At 55.0% G+C, this 15591-nt stretch carries 14 protein-coding genes and 1 pseudogene; 10 read left to right on the top strand and 5 right to left on the bottom strand.

What is annotated here, in order from left to right; genetic code table 11:
• The 5 genes and pseudogenes from HLUSI_RS0110105 to thrS all read right to left on the bottom strand — a co-directional run.
• Positions 1-308 (bottom strand): annotated as a pseudogene (locus HLUSI_RS0110105) (phenylalanine--tRNA ligase subunit alpha); the annotation flags it as partial.
• Positions 309-566: 258 nt separating this feature from the next.
• Entirely contained in the window at positions 567-926 is a 360-nt protein-coding gene (gene rplT / locus HLUSI_RS0110100) for a 50S ribosomal protein L20 (RefSeq protein ID WP_007882754.1), read from the bottom strand.
• Positions 927-951: 25 nt separating this feature from the next.
• Positions 952-1149, bottom strand: a complete 198-nt coding sequence (gene rpmI, locus HLUSI_RS31505) for a 50S ribosomal protein L35 (protein WP_083830894.1) — start codon at positions 1147-1149, stop codon at positions 952-954.
• A 262-nt stretch (positions 1150-1411) separates the two neighbouring features.
• Entirely contained in the window at positions 1412-1933 is a 522-nt protein-coding gene (infC, locus tag HLUSI_RS0110095; protein ID WP_083457935.1) for a translation initiation factor IF-3, read from the bottom strand.
• A 65-nt stretch (positions 1934-1998) separates the two neighbouring features.
• Positions 1999-3906, bottom strand: coding sequence for a threonine--tRNA ligase (gene thrS, locus HLUSI_RS0110090; RefSeq protein WP_029363350.1), 1908 nt, complete (start codon positions 3904-3906; stop codon positions 1999-2001).
• Between the two features lie 1337 nt (positions 3907-5243).
• Between thrS and epsL the strand changes: the two genes are divergently transcribed.
• From epsL to HLUSI_RS0110040, 10 genes are all read left to right on the top strand, one after another.
• On the top strand, positions 5244-6413 hold the full coding sequence (epsL, locus tag HLUSI_RS0110085) for an XrtB/PEP-CTERM-associated polysaccharide biosynthesis outer membrane protein EpsL (protein ID WP_016833847.1): 1170 nt from the start codon (positions 5244-5246) through the stop codon (positions 6411-6413).
• 11 nt (positions 6414-6424) lie between these two features.
• Positions 6425-7816 (top strand): undecaprenyl-phosphate glucose phosphotransferase, encoded by a 1392-nt coding sequence (locus HLUSI_RS0110080; protein WP_016833846.1) that lies wholly within the window; start codon positions 6425-6427, stop codon positions 7814-7816.
• 99 nt (positions 7817-7915) lie between these two features.
• Positions 7916-8440 carry a hypothetical protein gene (locus HLUSI_RS0110075; protein ID WP_157137809.1) on the top strand — a complete coding sequence of 175 codons (525 nt, stop codon included), beginning with the start codon at positions 7916-7918 and terminating at the stop codon, positions 8438-8440.
• Positions 8441-8444: 4 nt separating this feature from the next.
• Entirely contained in the window at positions 8445-9449 is a 1005-nt protein-coding gene (locus HLUSI_RS0110070) for an EpsD family peptidyl-prolyl cis-trans isomerase (protein ID WP_238533962.1), read from the top strand.
• A gap of 119 nt (positions 9450-9568) precedes the next feature.
• Positions 9569-10261, top strand: coding sequence for a polysaccharide export protein EpsE (gene epsE / locus HLUSI_RS0110065; protein ID WP_016833843.1), 693 nt, complete (start codon positions 9569-9571; stop codon positions 10259-10261).
• Positions 10262-10325: 64 nt separating this feature from the next.
• Positions 10326-11717, top strand: coding sequence for a chain length determinant protein EpsF (epsF, locus tag HLUSI_RS0110060; protein WP_016833842.1), 1392 nt, complete (start codon positions 10326-10328; stop codon positions 11715-11717).
• A 37-nt stretch (positions 11718-11754) separates the two neighbouring features.
• On the top strand, positions 11755-12636 hold the full coding sequence (gene epsG / locus HLUSI_RS0110055) for a chain length determinant protein tyrosine kinase EpsG (RefSeq protein WP_029363348.1): 882 nt from the start codon (positions 11755-11757) through the stop codon (positions 12634-12636).
• Positions 12637-12791: 155 nt separating this feature from the next.
• Entirely contained in the window at positions 12792-13892 is a 1101-nt protein-coding gene (locus HLUSI_RS0110050; protein WP_238533961.1) for a polysaccharide polymerase, read from the top strand.
• Entirely contained in the window at positions 13882-15003 is a 1122-nt protein-coding gene (locus tag HLUSI_RS0110045) for a glycosyltransferase family 4 protein (protein WP_016833839.1), read from the top strand. The genes HLUSI_RS0110050 and HLUSI_RS0110045 overlap by 11 nt, the downstream gene beginning before the upstream one ends.
• Positions 15003-15591: acyltransferase family protein (locus HLUSI_RS0110040; RefSeq protein WP_016833838.1), on the top strand; the 589-nt coding region annotated here is incomplete at its 3' end. The genes HLUSI_RS0110045 and HLUSI_RS0110040, both read left to right, overlap by 1 nt.

Here is a 15591-nt window from a genome sequence, read left to right as displayed (position 1 = left end):
CCCCCGCGGCCGCGGCCCGGCAAGGTAACGTCGATCGCTTCGGCGTTCAGGCGTTCTTGCATCTGCGCGTTGGCGAGAGCATCACGGCGCGCGGTCAGCGCATTCTCGATCTGCTCCTTGGCGGCATTGATGACGGCGCCCTGCACTTTGCGCTCTTCCGGCGCCAGCTTGCCCAGGCCCTTCATCTGCTCGGTGATCTGGCCGGTCTTGCCGAGATACTTGGCTTTGGCGTTTTCCAGGGCGGCGGCGTCAGGTGCGCCGGCGAAATCGGCCTGGGCCTGTGCAACGAGTTGTTCTAGGGAATTCATGCGGTAAGTCTCGCTCCATTCAGATGGAAGTCTGAGTAATCCAAAAGCCGTTCGGCTTTGACGACGAAGTCGAAAAAATGAAATCGAAAGTGAAATCGAAATGAAAACAGCTGCTTCAAAGCTGCCGCAAATTACAGATTGAACGCAAGATAAAGCGGCCGTCTGAAACGACTACGGGGCACAGGTATTTCACCTCTGCCCCGCAGGATTTTTGCAGCGCCGTCCGGCACCGGACGACGGCTGCATCAACACGGCCAATTACTTAGCGATGTTGGCCTTCACCTGATTGACAATCGCAGCGAACGCTGGCTTGTCAGTCACGGCCATATCGGCCAGAACCTTACGGTCCAGTTCGATCGAAGCACGCTTCAGGCCGTTCATGAACACGCTGTATGTCACGCCATGCTCACGAGCAGCAGCGTTGATACGGGCGATCCACAATGCGCGGAAAACACGCTTCTTGTTGCGGCGGTCACGGTATGCGTATTGACCAGCGCGCATGACTGCTTGCTTGGCGATACGATAGACGGTGCTGCGGCGACCACGGTAACCCTTGGCTTGCGCCAGGACTTTTTTATGACGGGCACGTGCTGTTACCCCACGTTTAACTCTAGGCATAGTAGCTCCTTAGTAATGAGTGAGGTTAAGCGTTCGGCATCATGCGCATGACTGATACGACGTCTGCAGCATTGACATTGGTAATACCGCGCAACTGGCGTTTAACTTTTGTGGTTTTCTTGGTCAAGATGTGACGCTTGAAAGCGTGACCACATTTGATCGTTCCACCTGGACGTACACGAAAGCGCTTTTTGGCGCTGCTTTTCGTCTTCATTTTTGGCATGACACTATCTGTCCTTTATTGGACAGCTCCATTTTTTGATGATTGCAGGTGGCAGCAATACGCTGCTCTTTGATGCCTGCTCTCACTTATTGGCAGCAATTTTCATTGCTGCTTTTGCGAGAAACAAAACAACTGCTTCCCGACAAAATCCTCGGCTTCGCTACAGCTATCGCTTGCTGGACCGGAATACGCATCGCAAAGACTTATCCTGTGATGCGCGAAGAAGCATGGCTGCTTCTTCTTTAATTCTGCTTGCTTACAATTACTTCTTCTTTTTAGGCGCCAGGACCATGATCATCTGGCGTCCTTCCATCTTTGGAAACTGCTCGACCTGGCCAAACGGCTCCAGGTCGACCTTCAAGCGCTCCAACACGCGCATGCCGATTTCCTGGTGAGCCATCTCACGGCCGCGGAAACGCAGCGTGATCTTGGTCTTGTCACCTTCTTCCAGGAACTTGGTCAGGTTACGCACCTTGATGTTGTAATCGCCATCATCCGTGCCAGGGCGGAATTTGACTTCCTTGACCTGAATGACTTTCTGCTTCAGCTTGGCTTCATGAGCTTTCTTCTGCTCCTGATATTTGAATTTGCCATAATCCATCAGGCGCGCAACAGGAGGTTGTGCGGTCGGTGCGATTTCCACCAGATCCACATTAGCCTCTTCCGCCAGACGGAAAGCTTCAGCCAAATTGACGATGCCAAGCGGCTCGTTATTGACCCCGGATAAACGCAATTCCGGTGCAGTAATTTCACCGTTGATGCGATGCGACTTGTCAGTAGCTATTGCAGTTTCCTTTTAACGTCCAATAAATTAAGCCGTGCTCTTGCGCTGGAAGGAGCTTTGCTCCTTTAGGCTTTGGTTTCCACCTCGGTTCTGAGGCGCTCCACCAAGACGTCGATAGGCATGACACCCAGATCGACATTGCCCCGCGCACGCACGGCCACTGTGTTTGTATCGCGCTCTTTATCGCCGACCACCAGAATATAGGGCGGCTTCTGTAAAGAATGCTGCCGTATTTTATAGGTAATCTTCTCGTTACGCAAATCGGTCACCACTCTAAACCCTTGTTTTTTCAGCGTTTGAGCAACGTTTTTGACATAATCGGCTTGCGCATCGGAAATATTCAGGATCACAACTTGCTCAGGAGCAAGCCACAGCGGCATGGCGCCGGCGTGATTTTCGATCAAAATCGCGATGAAACGCTCCAGCGAGCCGACAATCGCCCGGTGCAGCATGACCGGGACCTTGCGATCATTGTCTTCCGTGACATATTCCGCACCTAGGCGCGCCGGCATGGAGAAATCGACCTGCATCGTGCCGCATTGCCAGGAACGACCGATCGAATCCTTCAGATGGTATTCGATCTTCGGACCGTAGAATGCGCCCTCGCCCGGCAGTTCTTCCCATTCTGTGCCGGAAGCGCGGATGGCTTCACGCAAGGCGTTTTCGGCCTTGTCCCAGACGGCTTCTTCGCCGATACGCTTTTCCGGACGCAGCGCCAGCTTCACGGCGACGTCGGTAAAGCCGAAGTTGTCATAGACTTCACGCACCACCTTGTTGAAGGCGGCGACTTCGTCCTGGATCTGGTCTTCGGTACAGAAAATATGGCCGTCATCCTGGGTAAAGCCGCGCACGCGCATCATGCCGTGCAGCGCGCCGGACGGCTCGTTGCGGTGGCATTGGCCGAACTCGCCGTAACGCAGCGGCAGATCGCGGTAGCTGTGCAGGCCGGAGTTGTAGATCTGGATATGGCCCGGGCAATTCATCGGCTTCAACGCATAAGCGCGGTTTTCCGACTCGGTCGTGAACATGTTTTCACGATAGTTTTCCCAGTGGCCGGTTTTTTCCCACAGCGAGCGGTCCAGGATTTGCGGCGCCTTGACTTCCTGATAGCCGCTGTCCTGGTACACGCGACGCATGTATTGCTCGACCTGCTGCCAGATCGACCAGCCCTTCGGATGCCAGAAAATCAGGCCCGGCGCTTCATCCTGGAAATGGAAAAAGTCCAGCGCGCGGCCCAGCTTGCGGTGATCGCGCTTTTCCGCCTCTTCCAGCATGTGCAGGTAGCTTTCCTGGTCTTCCTTCTTGGCCCAGGCGGTGCCGTAGACACGCTGCAGCATCTCGTTGTTGGAGTCGCCGCGCCAGTAGGCGCCGGCCAGCTTCATCAGCTTGAACACCTTCAGCTTGCCGGTCGACGGCACGTGCGGACCGCGGCACAAGTCGGTGAAGCTGCCTTCGGTATAGAGCGACACATCCTGGTCTTGCGGGATGGATTCGATGATCTCGGCCTTGTAGGCTTCGCCGATGGATTTGAAGTAAGCCACGGCTTCGTCGCGCGGCAACACCTTGCGCGTGACGGGCTCGTCCTTCTTGGCCAGCTCGGCCATTTTCTTTTCGATCGCGGCCAGGTCTTCCGGCGTGAATGGACGCTTGTACGCGAAGTCGTAATAGAAGCCGTTGTCGATCACCGGCCCGATCGTCACCTGCGCGTCGGGGAACAGTTCTTTCACGGCATACGCCAGCAAGTGGGCGGTCGAGTGGCGGATCACTTCCAGACCGTCCGCATCCTTGTCGGTGACGATCGCCAGATCGGAATCTTTTTCGATCAGGAAAGAAGTATCGACCAGCTTGCCGTCGACCTTGCCGGCCAGCGCCGCCTTGGCCAGACCCGCGCCGATGTTGGCGGCGACCTGCGCCACGGTGACGGGCGCATCGAATTGACGCTGCGAACCATCGGGGAGACGAACTGAAACCATTTTGAACTCCATCACGGCAAATTTTGCCGAAGCTTGATTTATAGAATGCGAAAAATAAGGACGAAAAAAAACGCGGACCAGCCGCGCTTTTTCAGAGACGAAAAAGAACCCGACTAGCGTCGCGTAGAGACCTTGGTGGTAGTTCGCGGTGTCATAACCGGTTTGCCTTTCTCGCTCTTACATGCTGAATAGGGAATACTGCAAAAACATGATTACACCATGCACTTTAAGCGTGCGACGATGCAACATCGCATAATTATAGCAAATTAGTAGCGTTGTTACGCTGCTTTGCAACGCACGGACAAGAAAGCCCGCCTACGCGCCAGCGATCAAATGGACTCCACTGCACACCCGTGTAGGTAAAGTCTGGCCATGAGCTTGCACACCATGCGCACGAGCGGCTCACCTGTCTCAGCGGAACAGTTCCCTTGCTTGTTATTCCCGTCCAATTCCCAGATCTGGGGCTCTTCAGAAATCCAATTTGGTGCACCCCAACATCACAGTTGGCATCTTGTGAATTATTAAAAAGCAAGATGTAACAATTCGTTTTTAATCTGAACCTACACAGTTCCTCCCCGGTCTTAATGTTGTCCTGCAACATGCCATGAAAAACGCACCCGAGGCACTTCAAAAGGACCGTTGACTTTGAATTGCTTTAGAACGGCAGTCAATAAATGACCAAGCTGACTCTACTTATTTTCTTTATGGGCACAGCCATGCTTGCTCAGTAATTTGTTAAAGGAAGGACCATGCAAACAAACGTTCCCTCGCAGCTCCTGGCCCCCGCCTTAAAGAATAGTTCCGTCGCGATAAACGCCCATGCCAACCATTGCGTTCATTGCGAAACCTCCGTGCAATTCCGTTCATTATTTTTCGATTCAAGTCTTTAGAATTCCTCGCGTGGTTATGGTTATCGGTGACAAGCGTTCTGATTGCCGCTAGTGCATCTTGACGCAAAGCGATAACTGCGAGGCGGCGGCACGCACGTGCACAGCCGACACCAGATTTTTTTAATGCAATTGCCACCTGCCTGAATCACTCCAACGATTCAGAGCAATGGTCTCTCGTCGCGCTTAGAAAAACACAAAGCGGCTTATCGGCGTACACCCTTACTATTTTTCGGCCTGCTCGCCATGTATTGAGCAGTCGTAAAAACGGTCTGTGGTGCGCAGTTACGCGTTTGTACGTCATTCTTTATGCCAGAAAGATCATTGATGAGCAGACCAATAAAAAGCCTCGTCGGAAGACGTGTCCTGTTTTGCGGTTTACCGTGGAAAAGCGTTCTCCTGATACCGATGTGCTCTTGCGCAGCAGCACCGGCCTTTGCCGGGGATGCTGTGCAGACCGACTATATTCCGCCGCCCGACATCGTCATTCCTACACCGGATGCCGTCACGCCGTATGTGGGTTACGGCATCAGCTACGACAGTAATCTGCTGAGATTGCCAAGTGCGGCGTCTGCGCAAACCATGGGGATCGGCAGCAATTTATCCGATTTCACACGCAGCGCACTATTCGGCCTGACGGTAGACAAGACTTTCAGTCAGCAACACCTCACGGCCAATCTGAATGCCGCCAAAGTCAATTACGACAGATTCAGCCAACTCGATCATATCGACAAAAATGCAGCGCTGAATTGGAACTGGCATGCCGGTCAACAGTTTCAGGGCAATGTCGGCACCAGCTATACGCAAGGCCTGACACCTTTCATCGACTTCCATTTACTGGAACGTAATTTACGCACCACCGAGAAGTTTTACGCAGACGGCAGCTGGCTGTTAGGGCCCAGCTGGCGTCTGCGGGGCGGACTGGTGCACAGCAAGTTATGGTACGACCTCGCATCGCAACAGCCGGGCAACAACACCCAGAATCAAGAGGAACTGGGATTGGATTATCTGGCTCCCAGCGGCAGTACCATCGGCCTGCAGCTGCGTCATATCAAAGCCGACTATCCCAATCCGGAATTGAACGGCGCCATCGCGGTCTTGAACGGCTATAGCCAGGACGAACTCAAGGCCAAGATCGATTGGCTGTTAACCGGCAAGACCACGCTGCATTTTCTGGGCGGCTGGGTGAGCCGCAAACAGGATGAATTTTCTTCGCGCAATTTCAGCGGCATCAATACGCGCGTCTCCGCCGATTGGCTGGCCACGGGAAAAATTGCAGTGTCCGTCGCCGGCTGGCGGGAAATCGGTGCGATCGATGACGTCTCCGTCGTGTATTCGCTGAATCACGGCGCCAGCATTGGATCGAGTTGGCAATATTCTGAACAGATCCGGCTGGTGGCGCAATACAGATATATAGAAAGAAATTTCAACCAATCATCCGAGCTGGGCGCCGCCTATCCCAACGACACGTTGCGGGACATGGCACTGAGCCTGGTCTATAACCCGACCCGGCAATGGCGCATTCAGCTGTCTGGCACGCGTAGCACCCAGACCCTCCAGAATGCTGCGGGTGGCTACGTAAGCAACGGCGTGATGCTCACCACACGCTATACGTTTTGAGGTGACCGATCATGACCGAAAATGACATCCCCCTGGTTTCATTCTTCAAACGCCTGCTCGACCCGCTGATTATTCTTGGCTCCTTGTACATGAGCATCTTGATACAGGACGAAGTATTCACGGGCAGCTATCTGGTGTTGATGATCATCGCCTTCTTCGTATCCTCCTATATCTACGAACAGATCGACCTGTATCGCACTTTGCACGTCGGCAAACAACATGCGTATGCCGTTGATATTTTTCTGGGATGGGCGATCATCATCACCCTTCTGGCGCTCATTGGACAAGGTACCGGCTTGCGCTATGAGTTTTCCGACAAGGTCATCGCCATCTGGTTTGTCAGCGCGCCGATTGCATTGCTGCTGAGCCGGTTGACTGCGTACATGCTGGCCTTCCACTTCGGCAAGCATCCGGAAGTGCGCTCTGCGGTGATCGTCGGCACCAACGACCCTGAAGGCGGCATGCTTAGCCGTCTGGCATCGCAGGGCAAGGCAAGTCAGAGTCTCGACATCCGCGGCTTCTTTGCCAATCCGGATGAATTGGCGAACCTGCACGCGCCTTTTTCCAGCCCTCACCTTGGCGCCATTGCCGATGTCAGCGCGTATGTCCAGGAACACAAGATCAGAACGATCTTTATCTGCCTGCCCATGACGGAGCAACACAAAGTTCTGGCGCTGATGGAAGAATTGCGCGACACCACGGCCTCGGTCTATCTGGTGCCGGATATCTATACCCATGGTTTCATACAAGCTCGCCTCGATCATGTCGGCGGTGTGCCGGTGATCGGCATCTGGGAAACACCCTTCACCGGCCTGCGCGGTGTCGTCAAGCGCGGCAGCGACATTGTTTTGGCCTTGATGATCCAGCTCATGTTGTTGCCCGTCATGCTGGTGATTGCCTGCGGCGTCAAACTTTCATCCCCCGGAAAAATCATCTTTGCTCAGCGCCGTTATGGCCTGAATGGCGAAGAAATCGTGGTCTATAAATTTCGTTCAATGACGGTCGCAGAAGATGGCGACAAAGTCGATCAGGCCAAAAAGAACGACGTTCGCGTTACCCGTTTTGGCGGATTTTTACGGCGCACCTCGCTCGACGAATTGCCGCAATTTTTTAACGTGCTGCAGGGGCGTATGAGTATCGTCGGTCCACGCCCCCACGCAGTCGCACATAACGAGCTTTATCGAAAACTCATCAGCGGCTATATGTTGCGGCACAAGGTGAAGCCCGGCATTACCGGCTGGGCCCAGGTGAACGGCTATCGCGGCGAGACCGATACCTTGGACAAAATGCGTTCGCGCATTGCATACGACCTTGAATACCTGCGCAATTGGTCCTTGACGCTGGATTTATGGATCATCGTTCGCACCGTCAAAGAAGTCTTGAAAAAAGATAACGCTTACTGATTGATCCATAGCAAAAAAGGATGGCAGGAGACATAGCCACGATCGCATGCAGCGCTGGAGATCGGTCCCGATGTGATGAATTTTATCTGGAGAAGCATCATGCAAAGAACCAAGTTGTTGATGACCGTTTTATTTACCACTTCTTGCGACGCTGCCAGCGCCGCCACGCCGCTTTTTGAAATTGATACAAACCAGCACAGGGGAACTTATGTGCAGGCCGTCGATGCTTATCCAGCCAGCGTGATCAATCCACTGCCGGCGTTGCCAGGCAGCCGTGCAACGCCTTCCGCCGGGCTGGTCTCCGCTGCTTCTGTGGTCTTTGGCGAAACGGATGCCGCTCGCGATACTGCGTCCCTGGGCGGCCAGTTGCTTGCGGTGGGCTATTCGCCTGCCCTCAACAGTCCGATGGAAGCGGCATCAACGACCTCCACACTGAATATTACGGATGATTCCCTGTTTTATTTCCTGCGGGATTTTCAGGCGCAGCCGCTACAAAAACCTGCACGCTGGAGCCTGTTTCTGCTAGGGATTGGCTTCTTGCTGTATCAGATCCGGCCGCGCTCGATGCGGGCTTCGATCGGCTTCCCGTCCGCATCGATATCGGCTGCGCCAAGGATTGCGTGATTCCATGCTAACCATGGCTCTTTATCCAATGGAGAAAATGTCGACTGCTTTTTCACAACGAAAGGCAGTCGGCATTGCACTCTTGCTGACCGTCGTGAGTTTGTCGGCTTGCGGCGATAAGGAAAAAAATACCGGCAAAGTGCTGGCCCGTGTCGATGGCAAACCGATCACCGCGTTTCAGCTGGAAACCGAATTGAAGTATGCCGGCGGCGCCAAAGGCATGGAGCAACATCCGCCAGTACGCGGGCAGGCACTGGAGGCCTTGATTGATCGCCAGATCCTGCTCGACGAAGCCATGCGCAACAAGCTCGACCGCAATCCGAAATTGATACAGGTCGTCAATCGTTTCAAGACCCAGGCGATTGTCCAGGCCTACCTGGAATCGATAGAGGCAAACCGGGTAAAACCGTCCAGGGCGGAAGTCGATGCCTATTTCAAAGCGCACCCGGAACTGTTTGCGAATCGGAAGATTTTTAATATCCAGCAGTTGAGTATTGTTGACCGCGACCTGAGCTTGCCGCTCAAGACGATGATGGATTCTGCCCGCTCTCTGGATCAGATCGAAAGCTGGTTGAAAAAGCATGCCATTGCCTATGACAAAGGCAAGCTTTCCTATACCAGCGGCGAATTGCCGCCCGACGTTGCCGAACGGCTTCAGAAGCTCAGGCACAACCGTTTCTTTATCTTGAAAGACGGGCAGCGAGACCGGTTGTGCATGTTGACCGAGTGGAAAGATAGCCCCGTCACAGAGGAAATCGCGTACCCGCAGATCGAGCGCTATCTGCTCAACAAAAAAATGCAGGAAGTCTCCGCGGCAGAAATTGCACGGCTGCGGTCTGCGGCGAAGATCGAATACGTCGAGAAACCCGCTGCATTGATAGTTGAGAACACATCGACTTTAGTCATGACCTTGCCCGGCCAACCAAAGACTGCCGCCGCCAATGCCCCCGCCGTGCATGCAGACCGCCATTTTGTCCAAGACAAATCCATCGTTGCAATCACCAAATAAGGTACAGGATGAATATGATGAAACCACGATTCCCTCAAGCCATACTGGCAATCTGGTTGCTGCTTCTTTGCTGCACTTCCGCGTTCGCAGCGGATACGCCATTAGGGGCCGGCGATACCGTGAAAATCTCGGTCTTCGGCAATCCCGATCTGAACCTGGAAACGCAAGTCAGCGATGCCGGCGACATCACCTTTCCGCTGATCGGCAATGTCGGCGTCGGCGGCTTGCCTGTCGCCGACGCCGAAAAGAAAATCTCCGCGCTGCTGACGCAAGGAGGCTTCCTGCGTAAGGCACAAGTCAACATTCTCGTCACCAAGGTGCAAAGCCAGATGGTGTCAGTGCTCGGGCAGGTCTTGCATCCCGGACGCTATGTCATCAGCGGCCAGCGCAAGGTAACGGACATGCTGGCGATGGCCGGCGGCGTCGGCCCCGACGGCGGCGATACCGTCACCGTCATTGGCATGCGCAATGGCCAGTCCAGCAAACAAGTGATCAATCTGGCTCAGATAGTTCATTCACCCGAGATGACACCGGATCTGGAATTGCGCAACGGCGACACGGTGTATGTCGATCGCGCGCCGAAATTCTATATCTACGGTGAAGTGCAGCATCCCGGCGGCTACCGGCTGGAAGCCGACATGACTGTGCTGCAGGCCTTGTCCGTGGGCGGCGGATTGACCCCACGCGGCACCGAACGCGGCCTGCGGATCAAACGACGCGATGCCAGCGGCAATCTGCAAATGATCGACGCAAAGAACAATACGGTGCTGAAGGCAGATGACATCGTGTATGTGAAAGAGAGTTTGTTCTGATGCACACCGCTATCGAACGATTCTTTCGCCGCCATTTTTCGGCCTGCAACAGGACGGAGTTGCCATGACTTTTTTTCAGATACGGACCATCGTCCGCACGCGCTACAAACTCATTCTGACGACCTTGCTGATCGTGATAGCGGCGACCGTCGCGGTGAGTCTCGCCTTGCCAAAAACCTATCGGGCAACGACCTCATTGCTGCTCAACTACAAGGGCACCGACCCCGTCTCCGGTCACGTTCTGGCGGCGCAACAGGTATCCGGCTACATGGCGACTCAAATGGACATCGTCACCAGCAGGAGCGTAGCGCTGAAAGTGGTTGACAATCTGAGGCTGGCCGACGACCCCAATGCCCAACAACGCTACCAGAAGGTCGCCAATGGCAACGTCTCAATGCGCGACTGGTTAGCCGATTCCTTGTTGAAGATGGTAGAGCTGGCGCCTTCGAGGGAAAGCAGCGTGATCGAAATCAGCGCCAAAGGCAGCGATCCGAAATTCGTTGCCAGCGTTGCCAACGCCTTCGCCGCAGCCTATCAGCAGATCAACTTGCAAATCAAGCTGGCCCCTTTGCAGCAGGCTTCGCAGTATTTCTCGACGCAAGTCAAGACCTTGCGCAGCGCTTTGGAACAGGCGCAAAACAAACTCTCAAAATATCAGCAAGATCACGGTATCGTCAGCACGGACAGCAGTGTCGACGTCGCCACTGCACGCCTGAACGAATTGTCGACCCAACTGGTCCAGGCCCAGAGCCAGGCCATCGAAGCATCCTCGCGCGGCAGCCAGGCCATGGGCCGCGATGGCAGGGACTCGCCGGATGTGGCGAGCAACATGCTGATCCAAAATCTGAAAGCGTCTTTGGCGCAAGCGCAAGCGAAGTTCGCGATGCTGTCGCAAAACCTGGACCACAACCATCCTCAGTACCAGGCCGCCAAAGCCGAGGTCGACAGATTGCAGGCGGCACTGAACAACAGCATCAGTTCAACCAATAACAGCGTGGCCAATAACGGCCGTATCTTGCGCCAGCGCGAAGCAGAAATACGCGCAGCCTTGGAGGCACAGACTGCCAAGCTGCTGCAGATGAATCGGGCGCGCGATGAATTGTCGGTGCTCAGCAAGGATGTGGAAAACGCCCAGCACGCCTATGACGCTGCCGCGCAGCGGCTGGCCCAGACCGACCTGGAAGGTAATGCCAACCAATCCGACGTGGTGCTGCTGAATCCAGCCGTGATCCCGGGACGACCGGCCAGCCCGAATATCGCGCTCAATGCCGTGCTGGCAGTATTGCTTGGCGCCACGTTGGGCCTGGCGCTGGCGATCCTGGCTGAACTGACCAACCGGCGCGTGCGATCCAGCGATGACTTGCTGACGGTATTGCAAGCGCCAGTGCTGGGAGCCGTCGCCTGGAGAAAACCGCTACGCAAGTCTGGATTTTCAAATCTTTTTTTATCGCATTGATCGCCAGACATCCAGACCAGCTTGACAGGGAGCCCACATGAACAAACCTATGCATTCCATACTGAGCGCCGCCAACACAGCCTCATCATATAAGGATTCTCACATCGGCCACATGCTGGTTGAGCAAGGCAAGCTCACACTGCAGCAGGTCGAAACGGTGCGTCTGATGCAAAAACGCGAGGGCCTGCGTTTCGGCGAGGCGGCAAAACGTCTCGGCTTGATCTGTGAAGATGATATCCAGCAAGTGTTGTCGCGTCAGTTCGACTATCCCTACCTGCAAGATGGCAGCGGCAATTTTCCCTCGACGCTGATCGCCGCTTACCGTCCGTTCAGCGTGGAGGTCGAAGAGTTGCGTTCAATACGCAGCCAGCTGATGTCGCGCTGGTTCAGCGCCAGCCGCAAGAAACTCGCCGTTACCAGTGTCAACTCCGGTGACGGCACCAGCTTGCTGACAGCCAACCTGGCCGTGGTCTTTGCGCAACTGGGAGTGCAGACGCTGGTGGTCGATGCGAATTTGCGTGCGCCGCGTCAGCATCATATCTTCAATCTGCCGACCGAGAGCGGGTTAGCCGATGTCTTGGCTGGGCGCAGCGACCTGAACATGATCGAGATGATTGATTCATTTGTCGATCTGTCGCTGTTGCCAGCCGGATCTCCCGCCCCCAATCCACAGGAATTGCTCAACCGCGCCAGCTTCAATGCGGTCAATCAAACCCTGTGCGAACGCTTCGACGTCGTCTTGTACGACACCCCTGCGTTGCTCAGCACGGGCGATGCCTTGGCTGTCGCCGCGCGTGCCGGTGGCGTATTGCTGGTGATCCGCAAAGATCATACGCGGATCAGCGATCTTGCCAACGTCAGCGATCAGTTGCGGCACAGCGGCGCAGAAATCGTCGGTTCTGTCATGGTGAGTTTCTGATGAATGGGAGCCAGATCATGCAGCCGGGGCAGATGGCCGGCAGTCCGGCTCAGGCCCAGCTCCGTCTGGCCACGCCGGCTTTCTGGATACTGCTGAGCGCGCTGACTTATCAGGCCTTGCTGTGCGCGATTCACACCAATCTGCACAACATCTCCATGACCGATGTCGCGCTGGCCGAAGCGGTCATCTATCTCGCCTGCATCGTCGTACTGGCGCGGCGCGTCCAGCTCGAACTGCTGGTCATCGGCAGTCTCACCGCGGCCTATCTGTTGCTGTGGGCAATCTTGCGCAATCAGCTCGACCCCAAGGGATTCCGGGATGTGATGATTCCCATCCTGTTTTATGGCCTGGGGCGACAACTGGGCAGCGTGCCATACGCCGACCGAGTGCTGAAGTGGATGATTGCACTGGTGCTGGTGTTCGGTTTTTTCGAATTGTTTTTACTGGACTGGTTTTCCCGCATCTTCAATATCTTTTCCTACTACGTGAGCCAGGGCGGTCTGGCGGCAGGTTCCAACTGGGCCACGGGTAGCGTATTGGGATTGAACGGCATCCGGCCGGAAGGAATCGGCCGCACCATCTTGCCATCCCTGCTCGGCAACCATCGCATCTCGTCCATTTTTCTGGAGCCGGTATCGTTGGGAAATTTTGCCGTCATCGTCGCCGCCTGGGGGCTGGTCAAGAACCGCGAGCAGATCAAGGAGGCAGTTTTTTTCGTGCTGGCGGCCGCCGTCATGATCGCCTTGAGTGATTCGCGCTACGGCATGATTACCGTGGCGCTTCTGGTGCTGCTGCGTTGCCTGCCGCTGGGGAAACACCATGGATGGATGATGCTCTTGCCGGCGATCTGCGTTGCCCTGCTGATTTTTCTGGCAACTTATTTCGGCACCCAGTATGGCGACAACATCGTCGGCCGCCTGTATGTCAGCGGCCGGACCTTGCAGAGCCTGGACCTGCCCATGATCTTCGGCCTGGATGGCTTCAACACCAATTACGGCGACATGGGCTATCCCTCCCTGCTCACCCGACTGGGCTTGCTGCTCTGCCTGTTTCTGTGGGCCGCGTTCTGGATGATCAACATGCAGGACCCGCGCGGCGCACATCTGCGCGCATCCGTCACGGTGTACATCTCACTCATTCTATGTGTCAGCGGAACGTCTCTTTTTGCATTGAAAACTGCCGGGATCTTATGGTTTCTGATCGGCTGCATGGCAAGCCGCCAGAGTGATGAAAAGGAAAATCGACATGCCTATTAAAGTCACGCATATCGTGCGCCAATATGCCCCGTCCATCGGCGGCATGGAAAATGTGGTTCAGAATATTGCCCGCCTGCAGCGCGAGCAGCACGGACAGCTTCCCAGGATAGTTACGCTCAATCGCCTGTTCAGGAACTCTGCCGAACTGCTCGAACCGGAAGCCTTGATCAACGGCGTCGGCGTCGTACGCCTGCCGTATCACGGTACCAGCCGCTACCCCTTTTGCCCGCAAGTTCTGGGGCATCTGGAAGACGCCGATGTAATACATGTGCATGGCATCGATTTCTTCTTTGACTACCTGGCCGCGACTAAAAAACTGCACAAGCGGCCGCTGGTGGCATCCACGCATGGCGGCTTTTTTCACACCAAGTTTGCATCCGGGCTCAAGCGACTCTATTTCAATACCATCACGCGCGCTTCCTGCATGGCTTACGACAAGATCATCGCCACCAGCGACAACGACGGCGATATTTTCCGCGACATTGTCAAATCGCCGAAACTGAGCGTGATCGAGAACGGCGTCGATGTCGAGAAATACCGGGATCATTCCTCAGTTGAATCGACCCGGACGCTGATCTATTTCGGCCGCTGGTCGGCCAACAAAGGCTTGCTGGAAATGCTGGACCTGTTCAAACAACTGGCCACGCGCGAATCCGGCTGGAAACTGATCATCGCCGGCCGCGAATACGATCTCGGCGCGGAGCAATTGCGGGACCTGGTGGTGCAACAGCATTTGACGGCGGCGGTGCAGATTGTTGCGAACCCTTCTGATCATGAATTGGCGGCCTTGATCCGCCAATCCAGCTATTTCATCTGCCTGTCCCGGCACGAAGGTTTCGGCATCGCGCCGATTGAAGCAATGAGTGCCGGACTGATTCCGATCTTGAGCGATATTCCACCGTTTCGCCATCTGCTCGAACACGCCCCCGCCGGTTTGGTACTGACGCAAGAAAATGTGGCGGCCAAGGTCGCGCAAATAGCCAGACTGCACGAAGAAACAAGCTCTGATTACGCACGCCGGCGCGCGCAAGTGCAGTCGTTCGTCGAACGCTATAGCTGGCGGCGTATCGCGACCAAGTATGTCGATGTCTATCAAACCTTGCTGAATTGATGGTGGCAGCGATGGATCAGCCAGGAAATCACGACAGAATCGACGCCATCACGGGATTGCGCGGCATGGCCGCGCTGCTGGTGGTGTATGGCCATAGCGTGGAATGGTTTGCACTGCCATGGAAAAACCATTTATCCGGAGAACTCGGCGTGATGATTTTCTTCTCGCTCAGTGGTTTTTTGATGGCCTATCTTTATCTGGACAAGCAATTCTCGATCAAGACAGTCACTGAATATGCCATCCACAGATTTTCCAGAATTGCGCCGGCTTATCTGGTCATTTTGCTGGCGTCCTTTTTCATCTATACACAGCTTGATCCGCATTTTGTCTACAACATATCTGAACAAAACATCCTGCGCCATCTGCTCTTCTCGGGCAACGTATCGGTGTTCTGGAGCATCACGCCCGAGGTTGAATTCTATTTCCTGTTTGTGTTGTTCTGGGCTGCTGTCAGCCGCTACCGGAGCCGGAGGGAGCTGCTCCCGCTACTGCTGCTGGTGCTGTGCAGTCTGATTTTGTTGTCGTATCGGGCTTCTTTTCCAGGCACCTTCCTCGGCTCGAAACTGCATTATTTTCTGTTCGGCGCCG

The organism is Herbaspirillum lusitanum P6-12 (assembly GCF_000256565.1).
In the GTDB taxonomy this organism is placed as follows: Bacteria; Pseudomonadota; Gammaproteobacteria; order Burkholderiales; family Burkholderiaceae_D; genus Herbaspirillum; species Herbaspirillum lusitanum.
The sequence above is the reverse complement of the archived record's forward strand: the minus strand, read 5'-3'. Positions and strand labels throughout refer to the sequence as shown.

What these genes read in the sequence shown, in the direction of transcription:
- rplT (WP_007882754.1), bottom strand. Translation starts at nt 926, where the DNA reads ATGCCTAGAGTTAAACGTGGGGTAACAGCACGTGCCCGTCATAAAAAA.
- rpmI (WP_083830894.1), bottom strand. Translation starts at nt 1,149, where the DNA reads ATGCCAAAAATGAAGACGAAAAGCAGCGCCAAAAAGCGCTTTCGTGTA.
- thrS (WP_029363350.1), bottom strand. Translation starts at nt 3,906, where the DNA reads ATGGTTTCAGTTCGTCTCCCCGATGGTTCGCAGCGTCAATTCGATGCG.
- HLUSI_RS0110080 (WP_016833846.1), top strand. Translation starts at nt 6,425, where the DNA reads ATGACCGAAAATGACATCCCCCTGGTTTCATTCTTCAAACGCCTGCTC.
- HLUSI_RS0110075 (WP_157137809.1), top strand. Translation starts at nt 7,916, where the DNA reads ATGCAAAGAACCAAGTTGTTGATGACCGTTTTATTTACCACTTCTTGC.
- HLUSI_RS0110070 (WP_238533962.1), top strand. Translation starts at nt 8,445, where the DNA reads ATGCTAACCATGGCTCTTTATCCAATGGAGAAAATGTCGACTGCTTTT.
- epsF (WP_016833842.1), top strand. Translation starts at nt 10,326, where the DNA reads ATGACTTTTTTTCAGATACGGACCATCGTCCGCACGCGCTACAAACTC.
- epsG (WP_029363348.1), top strand. Translation starts at nt 11,755, where the DNA reads ATGAACAAACCTATGCATTCCATACTGAGCGCCGCCAACACAGCCTCA.
- HLUSI_RS0110050 (WP_238533961.1), top strand. Translation starts at nt 12,792, where the DNA reads ATGACCGATGTCGCGCTGGCCGAAGCGGTCATCTATCTCGCCTGCATC.
- HLUSI_RS0110045 (WP_016833839.1), top strand. Translation starts at nt 13,882, where the DNA reads ATGCCTATTAAAGTCACGCATATCGTGCGCCAATATGCCCCGTCCATC.